Genomic DNA, 20102 nt, shown 5'->3' on the forward strand with positions numbered 1-20102 from the left:
TGGTTATTGCTCGGGTGTTTTTGATGATTCACATTTGAGCGAAACCGAATGCGGAATAAACCGGCAACAGAGAGTGATAGTTGCAAACATTGGAACAGTCGCGGAAGAAAACTCGTGTCAGATTTTCTCCAGGAAATTGCCCGGAATGTATACGGTGGCCAGTGCCGCTACATCCTGCAGCCGGATGACCACTCTTTTATGTCCTTTGATACGGATCAACTCTCCTTCGATACCTTTGAACTGCCCCTCCGTCACGCGCACCCGGTCGCCGGGACGTAGATCGGGGGAGACGAACTCGATCTGATCTTCGCAATGGCTGAGCAGGAAGATGAAGTCCTCCATCTGTTTGTCGGGCACAACGAGCAGCGAACGGGTCTCGCGATTACGCAGGTATCGCATTTCGAAACCGTAATCGTTGACTAATGCGATACTGCCGCGGAAATCGTAACGGATAAAAATGATTCCATTGACAATCGGTTCTTCAACGGCAACCCTCCGTGCCCCGAACTGTTTAACGACTTTGTGAAACGGGATGAAATGTTCGATGCCGAGGATTTCGAGGCGCTCTTTGATTTTTCTTTCCCGGCGGAATGTTTTCGCTACGTACCAGTGCAGTTCGGTCTGGGGGCTATCTGTCATTTCCTTCGGATAAAACCACGCCTAAGCTTCCAGACCGTGTGTATACGATCCTCGAAAATCGGGTTGAAGTGTGGGGTTCAGCTGCCTCATCTCTTAAACAGAGATATGACCGGTTGAAAGTCCTACAAAAGTAGGATAAAATTCTTTAGTAAGCAAGCCTGAATGTGAATAGCAGTTGATTTTCAGTGTAGTACTATAACAGATGAAAATAGAGGGTTATAGTTGAAACGATAAATGGAAGCAGTTGCAGTTCAGCGTCGTTTCCTTGTGGCCCGAATCTTTTTAGGAAAAAATATATATCTTGTCGGCCGATAGATTAGGGTAAAAACGATGTAGTTATGAGAAACGGAGTAAACGTTTTTTGCTGGATGTCGTTTTGTGCGGCTCTGATGGGGGGCTGCAAAGAGGCTCCGGCTGAGATTCCGGTGGTCGGGGTGGAAGATGTGTTGGTCGACAATATCGAAATTTACGGGGATTATGTCGGCCTGATCAAGGCGGCCAGCCGTGTCGAGATCAATGCCCGGGTCGAAGGGTTTCTCGAAAAAATGACGTTCGAAGAGGGCAAACGGGTCCGCATGAACGAACCCCTCTTTTATATCAATGACGATCAGTATAAGGCGCGCGTCGAAAAGGCGAAGGCGCAGCTCAAGAAGGACGAAGCGCAGGCGGCCAAGGCCGAACGCGACGTACAGCGCCTGCGTCCGCTTTATGAGCAGAATGCCGCGAGCCAGCTCGATCTGGACAATGCCGTAGCCGCGTTGGATATGGCTCGTGCGAGCGTGGCGATGAGCAAGGCCGATTTGCAGCAGGCCGAATTGGAGTTGAGTTACACGGTGGTGCGATCTCCGCTGACGGGCTATATCAGTGAACGGTACGCCGATATCGGCTCGTTGGTCGGCAAATCCAATTCCACACGGTTGGCTACCGTGGTCAAAAGCGATACGGTACTGGTCGATTTCAAACTGACGGCGCTCGATTACCTGCGCAGCCAACGGCGTAACGTCCATCTGGGCGAACTCGACACGTCTCGTTCGTGGCAGCCTACCGTTTCTGTGACATTGGCCGACAATTCGGCTTACGGTGAAAAAGGGATCGTCGATTTCGCGTCACCGCAGGTCGATCCCCAGACCGGGACTTTCGGGGTGCGTGCCGTATTGCCCAATCCGCACCAAGTGTTGTTACCGGGACAGTTTACGCGGGTCAGGTTGCTGCTCGACGTGCTGGAAAACGTAATGGTGGTACCCAAGAAGGCGATTTCAATCGAAAAGGGCGGTGCGTTTATTTTCGTCGTCCGGCCAGACAGTATCGTCGAAAAACGGTTTATCGAGTTGGGTGCCGAACAGGGCAACCGCGTGGTAGTGGACAGGGGGTTGTCTCCGGACGAGAAAATCGTATCCGAGGGGTATCAGAAACTCAAGCACGGCCAGCATGTGACGTGGACTTCGGACGACAGGTTCACTTCGGAAGAATTGAGGGGTGATAGTCAGCCGGATGCGAATCCGGGTGAGCAACGGCCGGCCGGAAAATCCGGGGATGCAGCCGCACGACAGCCGGCAGCAGGGCAGGCTGCCAAGGGGGCTAAAACCGCACAAGATGCCGAAGCTGTCAAGGCAGGGCCATCCAGTACTAACCAAAACGAATAGGCGATGAAACCGGGATTTTTTATTGACAGACCGGTCTTTTCGACTGTTTTGTCCGTGCTGATCGTGTTGGTGGGTATCATCGGCCTCGTATCGCTGCCCATCGAGCAATATCCGCAGATTACCCCGCCCGTAGTCAAGATCAGCGCCTCTTATCCGGGAGCGAATGCCGCGACGGTGTCGCAGGCTGTCGCCACGCCGCTGGAGCAAGAGCTCAACGGCACGCCCGGCATGATTTATATGGAGTCGAGCAGTTCCAACTCGGGCGGCTTGTCGATTACGGTGACGTTCGATGTGAGCACCGATGTCGATCTGGCGGCCGTCGAGGTGCAGAACCGTGTAAAACTGGCCGAGGCACGCCTTCCGGCCGAGGTGCTCCAGAACGGTATTTCGGTCGAGAAACAGGCCCCCAGCCAATTGCTGACGATTGCGCTGACCTCGGACGACCCGAAATTCAATGAGATCTACCTGAGTAATTACGCGACGATCAATGTCCTCGACGTGTTGCGGCGTATTCCGGGCGTCGGGCGCGTGTCGAATATCGGCAGCCGGTATTACGGCATGCAGATCTGGGTTTATCCCGATCGGCTGGCCAGTTTTGGATTGACGGTGAAGGATTTGCAGAATGCGCTGAAAGACCAGAACCGCGAATCGGCCGCCGGGGAACTGGGAAAGCCGCCTGTGGCGGGTGTCGATGTAGCCATTCCGCTCACTGCGCCGGGGCGCCTGTCGTCGGTAAGCGATTTCGAAGAGATTGTAGTCCGGGCCAATCCCGACGGTTCGTTCATCCGCATGCGCGACGTTGCGCGGGTCTCGCTCGAAGCGTCGTCGTACAGCACCGAAAGCGGGCTGAACGGCAGCAATGCGGCGATCCTGGGGATCTATATGCTTCCGGGGGCCAATGCGATGCAGGTGGCCACCGAGGTGAAAGAGGCGATGAAAGAGATTGCGAAGGATTTTCCCGAAGGGCTGGATTACCTTGTCCCGTTCGATATGACCGAGTATATCGCCGAATCGATCCACGAAGTGTATAAAACGTTGTTCGAGGCGCTGTTTCTGGTGATTCTGGTCGTCTTCCTCTCGTTACAGAGCTGGCGTACGGCGTTGATCCCGATCGTCGCGGTACCGATCTCGCTGGTGGGGACTTTCGGCTTTATGCTGATCATGGGCTTCTCGCTCAACATGCTGACGCTGCTGGGACTGGTCCTCGCCATCGGTATCGTGGTGGACGATGCGATCGTTGTGGTCGAGAACGTCGAGCGCATCATGGAGCAGCGTAAGATCGGGGCACGCGAGGCGACGCACATCGCGATGAAAGAGCTGACCGGCGCGCTGATCGCCACGTCGCTGGTGCTGGCTGCCGTCTTTATTCCGGTCAGTTTCCTGGCGGGCATCACCGGTTCGCTGTTCCGGCAATTCTCGGTGACGATCGTCGTGTCCGTACTCATTTCTGCCGTCGTTGCGCTGACGCTGAGCCCGGCGATGTGCGCGATTATCCTGCGGCCGCAAACCGGGCGCAAGAATATCGTATTCCGCAAAATCAACATCTGGCTCAACCGCGGCAATAAAAAGTACACACGTCTGTTAGGTGTGGTGCTGAACCGTCCGCGCCGGATCATGGCCGGTTTCGGGATGGTGCTCGTTTTGATTTTCGTACTCAGCAAATTTATTCCTTCGGGTTTCATTCCGCAGGAAGATCAGGGTTTTTTCACCGTCGAACTGGCGATGCCCGAGGGAACGACCATTGAGCGGACGAGGGAGGTGACCGAACGTGCGATTGCTTACCTGGGTGGGCACGATGCCGTGGAGTATGTGCAGAACGTAACCGGTTCGAGTCCCCGGGTGGGTACGAACCAGGGGCGTGCGACGCTCACGGTGATCCTCAAGCCGTGGAAAGAGCGCGATAAGAAGGTCGAAGAGGTGATGCGCGACGTGCAACGCGAGTTCCACGATTATCCGGAGATCAGTGCGTTCACGACCCGTCCGCCCGTGGTGCCGGGCCTCGGTTCGGCCGGTGGCGTCGAGTTCCAGTTGCAGGCCCGTTCTGGAGCCGAGTGGGATGACCTGGTGGCGGCGGTGGATACATTCCGGCGTTATGCGGCAGAGACTTCCGAACTGGCCTCTGTCTCCACGTCGTTGCAGCCGGAGATTCCGCAGCTTTACTTCGATGTGGACCGCGATCAGGCGCAGTTGCTCGGAGTCCCGATGTCCGACATTTTCTCGACGATGAAAGCTTATCTGGGATCGGTCTATGTCAACGATTTCAACATGTTCAACCGCATCTACCGCGTATATATCCAGGCGGATCAGGAGTTCCGTACGAACCGCGACGACATCAACCTCTTCTTCGTCAAAACCTCGTCCGGTTCGATGGTGCCGCTTTCGGCACTGGGCAAGACCGCTTACACGACCGGGCCGGGCAGTATCACGCGCTTTAATATGTATACTTCGGCTCCGATGCAGGTGACACCGGCCCCCGGCCGCAGTTCGGGACAGGCGATGGCGGCGATCGAGGAGATCGTCGACGAGCACTTGCCGGACAATATAGGCTTGGCCTGGAGCGGCCTTTCGTTTCAGGAGCAAAAGGCTTCGGGACAGACCGGCAAGGTGATGGCCCTCGTGTTGCTGTTCGTTTTCCTGTTCCTTGCCGCGCAATACGAAAGCTGGATCGTGCCGCTGGCGGTGCTGTTGTCGTTGCCTGTGGCGGCGTTGGGCGCCTATTTGGGCATCGGTGCGCTGGGACTCGATCAGGATGTCTACTTCCAGATCGGTCTGGTGACGCTGATGGGGTTGGCGGCCAAAAACGCGATCCTGATCGTCGAATTCGCCAAGATACAGGTCGACGAAGGGGCCGATCCCGTTGCTGCTGCGATTCATGCCGCACAGTTGCGCTTCCGTCCTATCCTGATGACGTCGCTCGCGTTCGTACTCGGTATGTTGCCGATGGTGATCGCCTCGGGGCCCGGTTCGGCGAGCCGCCACTCGATCGGTACGGGTGTGTTCTTCGGGATGATCTTTGCGATTACGGTGGGGATCGTGCTGGTGCCGTTCTTCTTCGTGATGGTCTATAAGCTCAAGGAGCGGCTTCGCCTGCCGGAGCTTCGTTTTCCGAAAATGCGCCTGCCGCACATCCATGTCTCGTTCAGGGAGAAACGCAAAAAACGTTGACATTATGAGAGTCTTGTATCCTATATTACTGGTGGTCGCTGTAGCACTGAGCCTCTTTTCCTGCCGGGTGGGGCGTTCGTTCCGGACACCGGAACTGAAAGAGATGCCCGCTACGTTCGACGAAGAGGGTATGACTGAAGGAACGACTGCCGACATCGGCTGGAGTACGCTTTATGCCGATACGGTCCTGCAGGGATTGATCTCGCAGGCGCTCGACCACAACAAGGACATGCTTGCCGCAGCGGCGCGTGTCCGCGAATTGATGGCGGCCAAGCGGATCACTTTTGCAAAGATGTTTCCCGGGGCCGGAATGGACCTCTACGGCGACCGCGAATACCTCAATTACGGAGGCGATAACAAAAAATACGACCCTGAACTGCACGCGAACCTGACTTTCGGGTGGGAAATCGACATTTGGGGAAACCTGCGCTGGCAGAACGAGGCGGCCGTAGCGGCCTACCTGCAATCGGTTGAGGCGCAGCGGGCGTTGCGACTGACGATCGTTTCGCAGGTCGCGCAGATGTATTTCGACCTGAAAGCGCTCGACCGCGAACTCTCCATTGTCCGGCAGACCCTCGAAGCGCGGCGTGATGCCGTCCATTTTGCCACATTACGCTACGAGGGGGGACTTACTTCGGAAATTCCGTACCGCCAGAGCCTCGTCGAGTTGGCCCGTACCGAAACGCTGTTGCCGAAGCTCGAAAATGAGATCAAGCTCAAGGAGAACGACCTGTCGGTACTGTTGGGAGAGTTTCCTGCCGGAATTCCCCGTGGCGGAAGCGACCTGGGGGATGTGCAAATGGGCACGGAGTTGCCTGTGGACCTGCCTTCTTCGCTGTTGGAGAGGCGTCCCGACGTGCGGCAGGCCGAGCAGGCGTTGCGCGAGGCGAATGCGAAGGTGGGCGTGGCATTGACCGATATGTTCCCGAAACTGCGGCTGACCGCTAACCTCGGTGCCGAAAATGCAGAGTTGACTGATTTCCTCAAAAGCCCGACGTGGTTCGTTTCCGGTGCATTGACCGGTCCTTTGTTCCAATTGGGGAGCAAACGGGCGGCGCACAAAGCTGCCAAGGCCGCTTACGAGCAGCAGGTGTATGCTTACGAAAAGAAGATTCTCGAGGTGTTCAAAGAGGTGAACAATGCGCTGGTGACCTATCGCAAGAGCCGCGAAATGCGGCGTTCGGCCGATGCGCTGTACCGATCAGCGCTCTCTTATAACAAATTGGCCAAATTGCAATATGTAAACGGCGTGGTGAGTTATATGGACGTGCTTGACGCCCAGCGCCAGTTGTTCGACTCTGAAATCGCCGTCAACGATGCGATTCTGACCGAATTTACCGCAACGGTTTCGCTTTACAAAGCTTTGGGCGGCGGATTGGAGCGGTAGTGTTTGCTCTTTCTTTCTTTTTGTATTACTTTTGTTTCGTTTTTAATGGTTTTGGTGGTAAACGAAACTGGAAAAGCGAAAAATGATAATATGAAGAGGGAAGAGAGCCTGAAATTGCTGGCCGATGAAGGCCGGGTATGGGATATGGTAATCATCGGGGGCGGCGCCACCGGACTGGGGTGCGCGGTAGATGCGGTATTGCGCGGTTACAGCGTAGCGCTGTTCGAACAGGATGATTTCGCAAAGGGCACTTCGAGCCGGAGTACGAAACTGGTGCACGGAGGGGTGCGTTACCTGCAGCACGGCGATGTCGCATTGGTATTCGAAGCGCTGCGCGAACGGGGCCGCATGAAGGCCAATGCGCCGCACCTGGTCAAGGACCAGGCGTTCGTGATCTCGAACTACCGCTGGAGGGACAATTTTCTCTATTTCTGCGGGCTCGCTTTTTACGACCTGCTTTCGTTGGGTTTCGGTTATGGCCGTTCACGTTTCATTTCGGCCGCGAAGACGGCCCGTTGTCTGCCGGTGTCCGTCAAACGCGGATTGAAGGGCGGTATCGTTTATCACGACGGCCAGTTCGATGATTCGCGCATGGCCGTCAACCTGGCGCAGACCTGTGCCGAGCATGGCGGCTGCCTGTTGAATCATGCTCCTGTCGAAGAGATTATGCACGATGAAAAGGGGCGCGTTTGCGGTGTCCGGATGACCGACAGCGAGACCGGCCGCAGGTATAGGGTCCGTGCGAGATCCGTGGTCAATGCCGCCGGCGTCTTTGTCGACCGGGTGATGGCGATGGACCAGCCCGGCCATGCGCCGCTGGTGCGCCCGAGCCAAGGGGTTCATCTGGTGCTCGACAAACGTTTTTTGCAGAGCGATTATGCGATTATGGTACCCAAAACCAGCGACGGCCGCGTGTTGTTCGCCGTACCGTGGCACGACAAGGTTGTAGTAGGTACGACCGATATTCTTCGCGAAACACCCGAAGAGGAACCCCGCCCATTGGAAGAGGAGATCGACTTTATCCTCGGCACGGCGGCCCTTTACATGGATCCGGCCCCGACGCGAGCCGATATTCTGTCGATGTTTGCGGGGCAGCGCCCGCTGGCGGCACCCAGTAGAGAGGGCAAAAGTACGAAAGAACTTTCGCGCGGCCACAAAATCATCGTTTCGGATCACAGCCTGATTACCATTACCGGGGGCAAATGGACTTCCTACCGTAAGATGGCCGAGGATACGGTCGACAAGGCCGGGGTGTTGGGGCTGTTGCCCCTGCGCAAATGTATGACCCGCCGTTTCCCGATTCACGGTTACCGCGAACACCCCGACCTGACGAACCATCTTTATGTCTATGGCTCCGATATGCCGGCGATTGCCGAATTGATGCGGCAGGGGTATGATACGAAACTGGTCGAAGGGCTCGATTACACCGAGGCCGAGGTCGTGTGGGCCGTTCGCGAGGAGATGGCCCGGACAGTCGAGGACGTGTTGGCCCGGCGGGTGCGAATCCTGTTCGTCGATGCGCGCCGTGCCGTGCAGGCCGCTCCGCGTGTGGCGCAACTGCTCGCTGCCGAACTGGGATACGACGAGGTGTGGGAACGCGCTCAGGTCGAGCAGTTCACTCGCCTTGCCGAACATTACTACCCGTCGGTGTGATGAGCCGTGCCGGAATACGCGGAATTGCGCCACGATTGAAATTTAACTCCGTCTTGACGGAGTCCAGGACGCGACAAACACCCTTTGGATGGATTTGTCCTGAAAGGGAATATTTCAAATAAGAGCTCCCGAAATACTGTAACTGGTGAAGGACAGCCAATCCTGTTTCTGTTTGCAGTGTACCGGCATTCGCCGCCGGAGGGGGGCATTTTTCTTGATTATTCAGCGATGATGACTTCCACCCCCTGCTCTTCGAGCATGCGGACGGTCGAGGCGTGAATACCTCCGTCCGTAACTACCGTGTGGATTTGACTCAGCGGGCAGATGCGGCCGAAACCTTTGCGCGAAAATTTAGACGAATCGACCAGTACGATCGTTTTTGACGCCGCTTTCATCATTTCGCGGTTCAGCTGCGCTTCTTCCAAATTGGAATTGGTTACGCCGTATTCTTCGTTGATGCCGTCGGCGCCGATAAAGAGTTTCGAACAGGAGAACTCTTCCATCGAGATGAGCGGGGAGGTTCCGCGTACCGAGAGCGATTTTTTGTGTACGACACCTCCCAGCTGGATGATGTTGACGTTCCCGACGGCGGAGAGCAGCATCGACACCTTCAGCGACGGGGTTACGACGTTGAGCGTTCCTTTCGGGACGATCTTCTCGGCGAAGGCCATGATGGTCGAGCCGGTGGCGATGATTACCGAGTCGTTCTCCTCGAGCAGTTGCGTCGCGGCCTGAGCGATTTTCTCTTTTTGCACCCGGTTTTCGAGTTCTTTGAGCTGTACGCTCCGGTCCGCTACATGCGGATTGACAGGGCATGCGCTGCCGTGCGTGCGGAACAACAGTCCCTGTTCCTCGAGCGCCTTGAAGTCCTTGCGGACCGTCACGGCTGTTACCTTCAGGCTCTTGGCGATGTCGGCCACGCGGATGTAGCCGTCCTTTTTCAGCTTATCGAGGATGTATTTGTGCCGTTGGGCAATGCTGATAATCTGTGTCATTGTGTGGTGGTGTTGGCGCTGAATGATCCGGCGTCGCAGTTTGTATTATACACAGGGACTTCCTGCGGTATGCTGCGCGCTCCTATATCGTTTGCTGCAATCCTTTCGGTCCGGAAATCGGAGCTCCGTGGCGTTGATCGTAGAACACGCAATGTATTGCTACGGACGGGACTGCCGTGCCTCTTCGAGCAGCTCCCCGAACTCTCTGAGCGTGCGTGCGGTCAGGTCGGGTCCGGGATCGGAGGCGAGGGCCGTTTCGAGTGTCGTCTCGCCCGAGAGTACCAGTACGCCGAGCGATCCGGCGTTGCGTGCCGTGGCTACGTCCGTGTAGATTCGGTCGCCCGCCATGGCGATTTCGGACGGTTGCAACCCGTAACGTGCGGCGATACCCGTGAGCATTCCCGGATCGGGTTTCCCCAGTACGACGTCCGGTTCCCGGCCGGTGGCGTACTCGATGCATTTGCAGATCGAGCCGCAATCGACCAGCACCTCTGCCCGGTCGGTGGGGCAGACGCGGTCGGGATTCGTCGCAACGTACGGAATGCCTTGTGCCGCGAGCCATGCCGCATGGCACAGGCGAGGGTAGGCGAGGGTCATGTCGAACGCCACTACCAGCATATCGGGTTTGTCTCCCTCCGTGGCGGGGGCGGACTCGAACCCGGCCGCTTCGAATTCCGCGATCATACTCGGCGTACCGAGCAAAAAGAGCCGTTTGGCCTCGGGATGGTGCGTACGGATGTGGTCGATGGTGGCCAGTGCGGAGGTGTACATCCGTTCACGGGGCACCCCGATGCCCATCCCTTCCAGTTTGTGCAGGTAGTCGTCGATGTTTTTCGACGGGTTGTTCGTCAGGAACGAGTAACCGATTCCCAACGCGTCGAGTTTGGCGAGGAAGGCTTTGGTCCACGGGAAAAGTGTCGAGCCCATGTAGATCGTGCCGTCCATGTCGAGTGCGACGTGCCGGATCGCAGCGAGCCGGGTCATCAGTTCCTCGTGTGCCAGTGGAGAATAGCAGTCTGTGAAGGTGTTTTTATCCATGGTTTGGTTGCGTTGTCGTGAAGCTTCCTGTATGCTTGCGTACTTTGCGTTTGTTGTCGGATTACGAGTTGATCCGGGCGTATCCGTCCATCTTGGCGCGCCACATCAGCGAGAATACGAGCATACCCACCAACGCCATCGTGATCATTGTAATATAGGCCCAGTTCCATCCGTAATGTTGTGCTACGTAGCCCAGGCCGGTACCGGAAACGATCGTGCTCGCATAACCGAACAGTCCTGTGAATCCGGTGGCCGTGGCGGCGTATTTTTTTGTCGCCTGGTTTGCGGCGGCGATGCCGATCAGCGCCTGCGGACCGTAGATGCAGAAGCCCGCGCCGCATAGCAGCAGGAAGGTGAGCCAGATCGGGGCACCCTGCGGCAGTTCCCAGAATCCGAAGATGAACAGTGCCGTCCCGGCCATACAGAAGACGCAGGTGCGGTGGGCGCGGCCTTTCAGGTAACGGTCGGTGGCCCAGCCCGCGAAGATCATACCGACGATTCCTGCGATCTCGAACAGGGCTACGAGCCATCCGGCCATCTCCAGCGAGATGCCCTTCGACTGTTTGAGCAGCGACGGTCCCCAGTCCAGTACTGAGAAGCGCACGATGTAGACGAAAAAGTTCGCGATCGAAAGGACCCAGATCAATGGATTGGCAAATACCATCCGGCGCAGCATGTGTTTCTCTTCGGCGCTCTTTTTACCCGGTTTCTCTTTTTTGATTTCGGTTCCGGGTAGTTCGGGCAGCCCCACCGAGCGCGGCGTATCGCGCAGCGTGATGAAAAGGCCGATCGCTCCCGCGAACGAGATCGCCGCCGGAATCCAGAAACACCATTTCCACGCTCCGACATGGTTGGGTCCGCTGCCCAGGGTGCCCATGATATAGCCGCAGAGGATGACCACTAGCCCGGCGCCTATCGAGTGCGAGGTGTTCCATACGGACATTTTGGTCGCCAGTTGTTTGGGCGGTATCCAGTGCGTCAGCAGCCGCGCGCACGGCGGGAACCCCATGCCTTGCAGCCAGCCGTTGGCGACCCACAGCAGCCCCATGAAGAGAATCAGCGTGTTGGTGAATTGCGATCCGCCGGTTTCGCCCGTAATCCAGGTCGAGATATCTTCGCCGAATCCGAATGCAAAGTTCGCCAGCGCGCAGAGGGCCAGTCCGGAAGCCATGAAAAAGCGGGCGTTGACCCGGTCGGCCAGTACGCCGTTCAGGAAACGCGACAGGCCGTAAATCAGCCCGTGCAGCGTGAGGAAGATGCCTAGACTCGTTTTCGAGATGCCCAGATCGGTTTCCATGCCGGTCATTGCGAAAGAGAAGTTCTTACGTACGAAGTAGAAGAGCGCATAACCGACCATCGTGGCGATGATCGTGCGGGTCTGCCAGTATTGAAAACGTTTACGCACTTCGGGGCTGAAGCCGTGCTCGTCCTGCAGATCGGCGGCAGCGGCGGTTTGTGCTGAGGCTTGTGTGTTATCGTTCATCGGTTCGGGTTGAAGTTTTGTCCGGTTTTGGTTAGCCGTTGGTTGTTGGGTTGTGCAATTTTTCGGTTTCGGCGAGTCGAGTGCGCCGGATGTTGCGGAACTCTGCGAGGTTATTTTGCCGCCGTGCGCCGGCTCGTTGTGCGGGGTATGGTACCCGGTGCAGGCGCGTTGGCTTTTGTAAGGCGGAATAGCTTGGTCTGGGGATTATTTGATCTCCCAGACCCCGCCGGGGCCGAAAATCGCATCGGTCCATTGCCCGAGCAGGTTCGTCCGAACGGCTACGTCGAGGATGGTGAAACGCCGGCGGATATGCTGCGCACGGATTACGCTCTCTTTCATGCGCCGGCGTGTGATGCCGATCTCCTCGGGCCGGGTGGGGGCGCCCACGATCCGCAGCCGGCGGCTCGCCTCGGCAAACGGGATGATCTGCTTTTCGAGCCTTGCCTTGATTTGCGGCCAGTTATTTTTCAGCGTGGCCAGCTGTTCGCGCAGTTGTTGCTTGCCGATATATTTTGCGTGCGTCTCTTTCAGCCCGATTTCGGGGAAATCGGTGCCCGCATAGAGTTCCAGCGCATATTTTTCCGCTTCGGCCAATTCGGGCCATGCGGCGACGGCCCCTTCGATATCGAGGCGGGCGATGTCGCTGTGGAGGAATTGTTCGTAATAGGCGGTCGCGGCGAGCAATCCGATGCTGACTTGGAAACCGTGCGACGGGGTGTGCCCGTCAGCCATTTTATGGTGTTCCATGTTCCACAGATGGCTGAATTGGTGGTCGGCACCGCTGGCCGGTCGGCTCGTCTGGTGCGCCTGCATCGCGAAACCGCCCAGCATGAGCCCTTCGATCAGCGGCCCGATCGTTTCGACGGTACCCTGGCGCACCCCTTCCGGATCGCCGAGCGCATCCTGCAGTCCGTCCTGGACGATTGCGAAAGCGCGTTCGTCGAGCGGCTCCACGCCCAGTGCATCCGAAATGATCCAGTCTGCACCCGCCGGGACTTTGGCGAACAGGTCGGCATAACCGCTGGCTGTCATCTCTTTCGGGGCTGCGGCGATTATCGCGGTATCGGCCAGTACGCCCAACGGAGCGGGACACGAGAAGGTCTGCTTGGCCCCTTCGAAGGTGATCGACGCGCCGAACGACGTGTAGCCGTCCATCGAGGCGGCGGTGCCTACGACCATGTAGCGGCGGCCGTTGCGGTGCGAGCAGAGTTTTACCAGGTCGTTGATCGTTCCCGATCCCACGGCTACGGGAATGGCATCGGTTCGTTGCAGTACGGCATCGAGTTCTTCGACGAATTCCCACTCGGCGTGTAGGTCCGGCGAGGTGAAAATATGCGGCTGGTCCTGTTCCACGCCTGCGGCCGCGAGACTGTCCCGTACATCGCTGCCCGCCACCCGCAGCGTCGTCGGGTCGGCTATGATGACGGCCCGTTTTCCGGGAAACAGTTCCCGGAACATATCGCCGGACTGGGGCAGGATGCCGGCCCCGATACGCAGCGCTTTGGTTTCCGTGGCGTGGGCCAGCGCGTTTTCTACTCGGTTCATATCGTTGTTTTTTGTGTTTGTTTGTCAGTTCGCCGGTCGGTCGTTGTCCCGCTGTTGTTGCCGGTCAGGGCTTTTTGCAGGAGTGTTGTGGCCGTTGCGGATGCCCGCGACGGTTTTTCCGGTCGGATCGATGCGTCGGGAATTTCTTTTCCTTTCGGAAAGCAAAGATAACGAAACGAAACGAAATATGCGAGAGGGCGGGCCAAAAAGAAAGATGGCGCAGCAATCCTTCGTTTTTTGTGTGCAGCGCGGAAAAATTTCCTATATTTGCCCCGAATTGGTTTTCTCCGTCTCTCCCGGGACGGGGAATGAAGAGGGAATCGGGTGTGAATCCCGGACTGTCCCGCAGCTGTGATGCTCCGTAACGTCCTGAACGTCTTTACCACTGGCCGAATCCGGGCCGGGAAGGTATCGGGACGGGAGCGAGTCAGAAGACCTGCCGGTTCGTTTTACGTTTTGGCGCCTCGTGGGTTAGGTGCTTTGACGCCCGTAAAGTATGCGATTTTTATAGAGTTGAGCCTGTTGGGGTTTGGTATGCTGATTGCCGCAGTTTCATCTGCCGGGATCGGTATATGCTGCCGTGGACGGCTTGTGAATTAAACTGAAAGTTATGATCAGGAAGATATTGGTTGCCAATCGCGGGGAGATCGCTCTGCGGGTGATGCGTTCCTGCCGGGAAATGGGGATCGTTTCCGTAGCGGTCTTTTCCGAGGCGGACCGGGCTTCGCGGCATGTTTTCTATGCCGATGAGGCTTATTGTATAGGGGGCGCCGCTTCGCAGGAGAGCTACCTGAACGGGGACCGGATTCTGGAGGTGGCCCGCGGATGCGGTGCCGACGCGATCCATCCCGGTTACGGTTTTTTGTCCGAAAACGCCTCTTTCGCCCGCAAGTGCGGTGAAGCGGGAATAATTTTTATCGGCCCCGCGGCCGAAACGATCGAGTTGATGGGCGATAAGATTTCGGCGCGCCGCACGATGATCGAAGCCGGGGTTCCCGTAGTGCCCGGCACGCAGCAAAATCTTGTGTCGGCTGACGAGGCCGTCGAGGTGTGCCGCCGGATCGGTTTTCCGGTGATGCTGAAGGCGTCGCAGGGCGGAGGCGGAAAGGGTATGCGGCTGGTGAGGCGGGAAGCGGACGTGCGCGAAGCTTTTGAGGCTGCCCGTTCCGAGGCGATGGCTTCGTTCGGCGACGATACCGTCTACATCGAACGGTTTGTCGAAGAGCCGCACCACATCGAATTCCAGGTGTTGGGAGACCGGTTCGGTCGTGTGATCCACTTGTGCGAGCGGGAGTGCTCCGTGCAGCGCCGCCACCAGAAAATCATCGAAGAGAGTCCTTCGCCCCTGATGACTGCGGAGCTGCGGGAGCGTATGGGGCGTGATGCCGTTGCTGCGGCCCGTGCGGTCGGTTATCTCGGAGCCGGAACGGTCGAATTCCTGGTGGACCGGGAGCGCAATTACTATTTCCTCGAGATGAACACGCGCCTGCAGGTCGAGCATCCGATCACCGAAGAGGTGTGCGGGGTCGATCTGGTCAAGGAGCAGATTTTTGTCGCCGACGGGAGGCCTTTGCGCCTTACCCAGCGCGATATTGTCCAGCGGGGCCACGCCATCGAGTGCCGGATTTGTGCCGAAGATGCCTCGGCGGGTTTTATGCCTTCTCCGGGGGTGATTTCCCAACTGACCGAACCGGGCGGGATCGGAGTCCGCCTTGACAGCTATATCTATGAGAAGTATGAGATTCCGGTGCATTACGATCCGATGATCGGCAAGCTGATCGTTTGGGCCACGACGCGTGAATTTGCGGTCGAACGGATGCGGCGGGCGCTGGATGAATACAAAATTACCGGTGTCAAAACCAACATTGCCTACCTGGGATCGATACTGGAACTTCCCGAGCTGGTCGGAGGGGATTACAATACGTCCGTGCTGGAAAAGAATGCCGACTGGCTCGCTTTGCAACAGGAGAGAGGAGATAGGGAAGAGATTGAGAATATGGCCATGATTACTGCTCTTATCAATTACATGGTCTCACTGGAGGAGGGTGGCGCCGGATCGCCTGCCGGCGCCGCCCTTTCCGGTTTTACGAGCCGTTGGCGCGAATTCGGCAAACGCAACGGCGTCAAGGGCATTTAAAAGCAAGCGTTATGGAGATAGAAATAGGAAACAGGAAAGCCGAAGTCGAATGGCTCGGCAAAAACGGGAACGATGTCCAGGTGTCGATAGACGGCCGGACGATCGGGGCGAATGTCGTGTTGACCGACAACGGTATCTGTTCGATCCTCTATCAGGGACGTTCGTACAATATGGAGGCGGTGAGTTTCGAAGGGGGCAGGCGTTATAAGGTCAAGTGCGGCTACGACTCGTACGATGTCCGGGTCATCGATGCGCAGGCGCGTTATCAGCAGGCGCGCAACGGCGGGGAAGCCAGGCAGGACGACAACCTGAGCGCGCCGATGCCGGGCAAGGTGGTGCGCGTGATGGTGCAGCCTGGTGACCGGGTTGCGGCCGGCGATACGCTCCTTGTTTTCGAGGCGATGAAAATGCAGAGCAACCTGAAAGTGACCGGGGATTGCACCGTCCGCGAGATACTTGTGGCCGAGGGCGAAACGGTCGCCGGAGGGGCGCTGTTGGTCAAACTGGATGTTTTGCAAAACGAATCGGATAACCATGGAAAAGAATAACGAACGGATATATCAGGAATTTGAACGCCGTAACCGCCAGGCGGAACTTGGCGGCGGCGAGGACAAGCTGCGCAAGCGGCATGAAGCAGGCCGGATGACAGCGCGCGAGCGGATTGAAATGTTGCTGGATAAGGGGACGTTTGTCGAATTGGATAAATTCGTCACGCACCGTTGTACCAATTACGGCATGGACCGGCAGAAAATTCCCGGCGACGGGATCGTGTCGGGCTACGGTAAAATCGACGGTCGTCAGGTATTCGTCTATGCCTATGATTTTACGGTGTTCGGCGGTTCGCTCAGCATTACGAACGCCAGCAAGATCGTCAAGGTGCAGACGATGGCGCTGAAAAATGGCGCGCCCGTCATCGCGCTGAACGACTCGGGCGGAGCCCGCATCCAGGAAGGAGTTGAGAGCCTGACCGGCTATTCGAACATCTTTTTCCAAAACACGATCGCTTCGGGTGTGGTGCCGCAGTTCTCGGCCATTCTCGGGCCGTGCGCGGGCGGTGCGTGCTACTCGCCGGCGCTTACCGATTTTATCTTTATGGTCCGGGACAAAAGCCATATGTTCGTGACCGGGCCCGACGTGGTGAAGGCCGTGACGCACGAAGAGGTGGATAAGGAGGAGCTGGGCGGGGCTTATACCCACAGCAGCCGCAGCGGAGTGGCCCATTTTATGGGAGAGAGCGAGGAAGAGGTGCTGATGGGTATCCGGGAGTTGTTGAGTTTTCTGCCGTCCAATAACCTCGAGGACGCCCCGGTCGTACACACGACGGATGATATCCGCCGCGAGGACGAACGGCTGCAAACGCTGATCCCGGCCGATCCCAATGTGCCGTATGACGTGAAGGAGGTGATCGGATCGGTGGTCGACGACCACTACTTTCTGGAAGTGATGCCCCATTTTGCCAAAAATGTCGTGATCGGATTCGCCCGCCTGGGAGGGCGTTCGGTGGGCATCGTGGCGAACCAGCCCGCATTTCTGGCGGGAGTACTCGACATCGACGCTTCGGATAAGGCAGCCCGGTTTATCCGTTTCTGCGACTGTTTCAATATTCCCCTTATTACGCTCGAGGATGTGCCCGGTTTCCTGCCGGGGACGACTCAGGAGCACGGAGGCATTATCCGGCACGGGGCCAAAATCGTTTACGCCTATGTCGAGGCTACTGTTCCCAAGATCACGCTGATTTTGCGCAAGGCTTACGGAGGTGCTTATATCGTCATGTCGAGCAAACAGACGGGATCGGACGTGAACCTGGCCTATCCGACCGCTGAGATTGCCGTAATGGGTGCCGAAGGGGCTGTGAATATTTTGTGCCGCGGTGCGGGGAAAGAACAGCGGCGCGAGGCGGTCGAGGAGTATGAGGAGCGTTTTGCCAATCCCTACCGCGCGGCTGAACTGGGCTATATCGACGAGATCATTCTGCCGAAGCAGACCCGTTTCAAATTGATTCAGGCACTCGAGATGGCCCATAACAAAATCCGGAGCAATCCACCCAAGAAGCACGGTAATATGCCTTTGTAATTTCGGGGAATTGCCGTATGTTTGTGCACTTTTAAAATATGTACTTTTGATTCGTAAACGATGGAGTGGTTGAATAGTCTGTTTTTCGGCAATGAATCGTTCTGGGGCGGCGGCGTCGCCCATTCGGTGCTGATCCTCGCGCTGGTTATTGCACTGGGGATCATGCTGGGCAAAATCAAGGTAGCCGGTATCTCGCTGGGCGTTACCTGGATCCTTTTTGTCGGCATCATCTTCAGCCACTTCGGGATGCGGCTCAACGAGCACCTGATCCACTTCATGAAGGAATTCGGCCTGATCCTGTTTGTCTATTCGATCGGCCTGCAGGTAGGACCCGGCTTTTTCTCGTCTTTCAAAAAAGGGGGTGTCCGGCTCAATTTGCTCGCCACGATGGTGGTGTGCGCGGGTGTGCTCGTGACCTGCGGGTTGTACGTGATCACCGGGCTGCCGGTCACGACGATGGTCGGCATCCTGTCGGGTGCCGTCACCAATACCCCGGGACTCGGCGCCGCACAGCAGGCTTACAGCGATATGACCGGTATCGATTCGCCCGATATCGCGTTGGGGTATGCGGTGGCCTATCCGCTCGGCGTGATCGGTATTATCCTGTCGATGATGGTGTTGCGGCGGGTGTTCCGGATCGATTTTGCCAAAGAGGAGAAAAAAGCGCTCGATACGATGGATGTGCAGCACGATTCGGTAGCGCAACCCCATTCGCTCAGCGTCGTGAATCCGGCGCTGGAAGACAAAAGCATTCGTGAACTGCAGGGGTTGGTCAACCGCGATTTCGTCATTTCGCGCATTCGTCGCCAGGGTGGAGAGATCGAGATTGCCGACGACGATACGTTGCTGCATGTCGGCGACCAGATTCTGGTGGTGACCACGCCGCGCGATGCGGCGGCGATCACGGCTTTTATCGGCCGGGATGTCCAGGTGGAGTGGGAGCAACTCGACAAGCGGCTTATTTCGCGCCGGATTCTGATTACGAAACCCGAGCTGAACGGCAAGTCTCTGGCCCAGCTCAAACTGCATGCGGGATTCGGGGTGAGCATCACGCGTGTCAACCGCGCGGGTGTCGACCTGATTGCGCAACCGTCGTTGCAGTTGCAGATGGGCGACCGTGTGACGGTCGTCGGAACCGAAGTCTCGATCGCGAATGTCGAGAAGGTGCTCGGCAACTCGATGAAACGGCTCAATGCGCCGAACCTGATTCCAATTTTTATCGGTATCGTGCTTGGTGTGATGCTCGGTAGCCTGCCGTTCACTTTTCCCGGGATTCCGCAGCCCGTGAAGCTCGGTCTGGCCGGAGGACCGCTTATCGTGTCGATCCTCATCAGCCGTTTCGGGCCGAAATTCAAGCTCGTAACCTATACGACCATGAGCGCGAACCTGATGCTGCGCGAGGTGGGTATTGCATTGTTCCTCGCCTGTGTCGGGCTCGGTGCGGGTGAGGAGTTCGTCGAGACGATTATCGACGGAGGCGGCTATGCGTGGATCGGCTACGGGGCGATTATCACGATCCTCCCGCTGCTGATCGTCGGTGTTATCGGGCGCCTTTGGTTTAAGGTAGATTACTTTACGCTGATCGGCGTGATGGCCGGTGCGACGACCGATCCTCCCGCACTCGCTTATTCCAACGACCTGGCCGGCAACGATATTCCTTCCGTGGGCTATGCGACGGTCTATCCACTCACAATGTTCCTGCGGGTACTGAGCGCCCAGTTGCTGATCCTGTTTCTGGCATAAAGGAGATCGGGGTGCCGATCATGTTCTTTATTGTATCTTTTCCCGAACAGATTATCCGGTTGATTTTCGAGCGTGGGGCGTTCGGACCCGACTCTACGGCAATGACCGCCGAACTGTTGTCGGTCTATAACGCCGGAATCGGCTCGGCTCTTGTCGTGTTCATGCTGCCCCTGTGGATGTGCAGCCGTCGGTGGTTGCGGCGGACGGAGACCGGGACGGCATTCCCAATGTATTGCTCGAAGCGATGGCCTCCGGACTGCCGGTCGTCTCGACACCCGTTTCGGGTATCCCCGAGGTGCTGAACGACCGGAACAGCGAATTGGTTGCCCCCGGCGATCCCGGTGCGATTGCCGCTACGATCGGACGTTTGGCGGCCGACGAAACCCGGCGCATGGAAGTGATCCGGAATGCACGGGAAACGGTTTTACAGTTCGATATGGACGAGCATATCCGTTTTTTGTTATCTTTGTTTGGCCGTTATCTCGGTTTGGAACATGCCGGTACGGATGTCTCAGCCGGAAGCGGGGGCGAATATCCTGCAGGCGACGGGAGGCTGGCGGTATCGATGCACAGCGATGATGTCGGGAAATGAGGATTGTTT

Annotated in this window: 14 protein-coding genes, 1 pseudogene and 1 riboswitch; of the genes and pseudogenes, 10 read left to right on the top strand and 5 right to left on the bottom strand. The window is 57.3% G+C overall.

Translation table 11 applies throughout. The features are described from left to right. Positions 1-117 precede the first annotated feature (117 nt). Entirely contained in the window at positions 118-639 is a 522-nt protein-coding gene (locus tag NQ495_RS11330) for a UpxY family transcription antiterminator (RefSeq protein WP_009135145.1), read from the bottom strand. Positions 640-1007: 368 nt separating this feature from the next. Between NQ495_RS11330 and NQ495_RS11335 the strand changes: the two genes are divergently transcribed. The 4 genes from NQ495_RS11335 to NQ495_RS11350 all read left to right on the top strand — a co-directional run bounded on the left by NQ495_RS11335 (position 1008) and on the right by NQ495_RS11350 (position 8487). Then, entirely contained in the window at positions 1008-2282 is a 1275-nt protein-coding gene (locus NQ495_RS11335) for an efflux RND transporter periplasmic adaptor subunit (protein ID WP_232208933.1), read from the top strand. Between the two features lie 3 nt (positions 2283-2285). After that, positions 2286-5447, top strand: coding sequence for an efflux RND transporter permease subunit (locus NQ495_RS11340; RefSeq protein ID WP_009135143.1), 3162 nt, complete (start codon positions 2286-2288; stop codon positions 5445-5447). A gap of 4 nt (positions 5448-5451) precedes the next feature. Beyond that, positions 5452-6834, top strand: coding sequence for a TolC family protein (locus tag NQ495_RS11345; protein WP_009135142.1), 1383 nt, complete (start codon positions 5452-5454; stop codon positions 6832-6834). A 90-nt stretch (positions 6835-6924) separates the two neighbouring features. Next, on the top strand, positions 6925-8487 hold the full coding sequence (locus NQ495_RS11350; protein ID WP_009135141.1) for a glycerol-3-phosphate dehydrogenase/oxidase: 1563 nt from the start codon (positions 6925-6927) through the stop codon (positions 8485-8487). A gap of 218 nt (positions 8488-8705) precedes the next feature. On the opposite strand, the gene NQ495_RS11355 is transcribed toward NQ495_RS11350, so the two are convergent. The 4 genes from NQ495_RS11355 to NQ495_RS11370 form a co-directional block, all read right to left on the bottom strand. Then, positions 8706-9482 carry a DeoR/GlpR family DNA-binding transcription regulator gene (locus NQ495_RS11355; protein WP_009135140.1) on the bottom strand — a complete coding sequence of 259 codons (777 nt, stop codon included), beginning with the start codon at positions 9480-9482 and terminating at the stop codon, positions 8706-8708. Positions 9483-9641: 159 nt separating this feature from the next. Continuing rightward, positions 9642-10520 (bottom strand): HAD-IIA family hydrolase, encoded by an 879-nt coding sequence (locus NQ495_RS11360; RefSeq protein WP_009135139.1) that lies wholly within the window; start codon positions 10518-10520, stop codon positions 9642-9644. A 61-nt stretch (positions 10521-10581) separates the two neighbouring features. Continuing rightward, positions 10582-12003 (bottom strand): MFS transporter, encoded by a 1422-nt coding sequence (locus NQ495_RS11365; RefSeq protein ID WP_009135138.1) that lies wholly within the window; start codon positions 12001-12003, stop codon positions 10582-10584. Between the two features lie 204 nt (positions 12004-12207). Next, a complete protein-coding gene (locus NQ495_RS11370; protein WP_009135137.1) occupies positions 12208-13548 on the bottom strand; it encodes a sn-glycerol-1-phosphate dehydrogenase in 1341 nt (446 codons plus the stop codon). Positions 13549-13809: 261 nt separating this feature from the next. Further along, a riboswitch (cobalamin riboswitch) is annotated at positions 13810-14006 on the top strand. A gap of 152 nt (positions 14007-14158) precedes the next feature. On the opposite strand from NQ495_RS11370, the gene accC reads away from it, so the two are divergent. The 6 genes and pseudogenes from accC to NQ495_RS11395 all read left to right on the top strand — a co-directional run bounded on the left by accC (position 14159) and on the right by NQ495_RS11395 (position 20093). Then, positions 14159-15685: an acetyl-CoA carboxylase biotin carboxylase subunit gene (accC, locus tag NQ495_RS11375; RefSeq protein WP_009135136.1), complete on the top strand. Its 1527-nt coding sequence runs from the start codon at positions 14159-14161 to the stop codon at positions 15683-15685. Between the two features lie 11 nt (positions 15686-15696). Beyond that, a complete protein-coding gene (locus tag NQ495_RS11380) occupies positions 15697-16233 on the top strand; it encodes an acetyl-CoA carboxylase biotin carboxyl carrier protein subunit (protein WP_009135135.1) in 537 nt (178 codons plus the stop codon). Then, positions 16220-17758, top strand: coding sequence for an acyl-CoA carboxylase subunit beta (locus NQ495_RS11385; RefSeq protein WP_009135134.1), 1539 nt, complete (start codon positions 16220-16222; stop codon positions 17756-17758). The genes NQ495_RS11380 and NQ495_RS11385 overlap by 14 nt, the downstream gene beginning before the upstream one ends. Positions 17759-17818: 60 nt before the next feature. After that, positions 17819-19501 (top strand): putative transporter, encoded by a 1683-nt coding sequence (locus tag NQ495_RS11390; protein ID WP_009135133.1) that lies wholly within the window; start codon positions 17819-17821, stop codon positions 19499-19501. Positions 19502-19521: 20 nt separating this feature from the next. Beyond that, a pseudogene (locus NQ495_RS11865) lies at positions 19522-19599 on the top strand (hypothetical protein); the annotation flags it as partial. Positions 19600-19673: 74 nt separating this feature from the next. Continuing rightward, positions 19674-20093: a glycosyltransferase gene (locus NQ495_RS11395; protein WP_009135132.1), complete on the top strand. Its 420-nt coding sequence runs from the start codon at positions 19674-19676 to the stop codon at positions 20091-20093. Positions 20094-20102 lie beyond the last annotated feature (9 nt).

Origin of the sequence: Alistipes indistinctus YIT 12060, assembly GCF_025144995.1 — a bacterium.
GTDB lineage: Bacteria > Bacteroidota > Bacteroidia > Bacteroidales > Rikenellaceae > Alistipes_A > Alistipes_A indistinctus.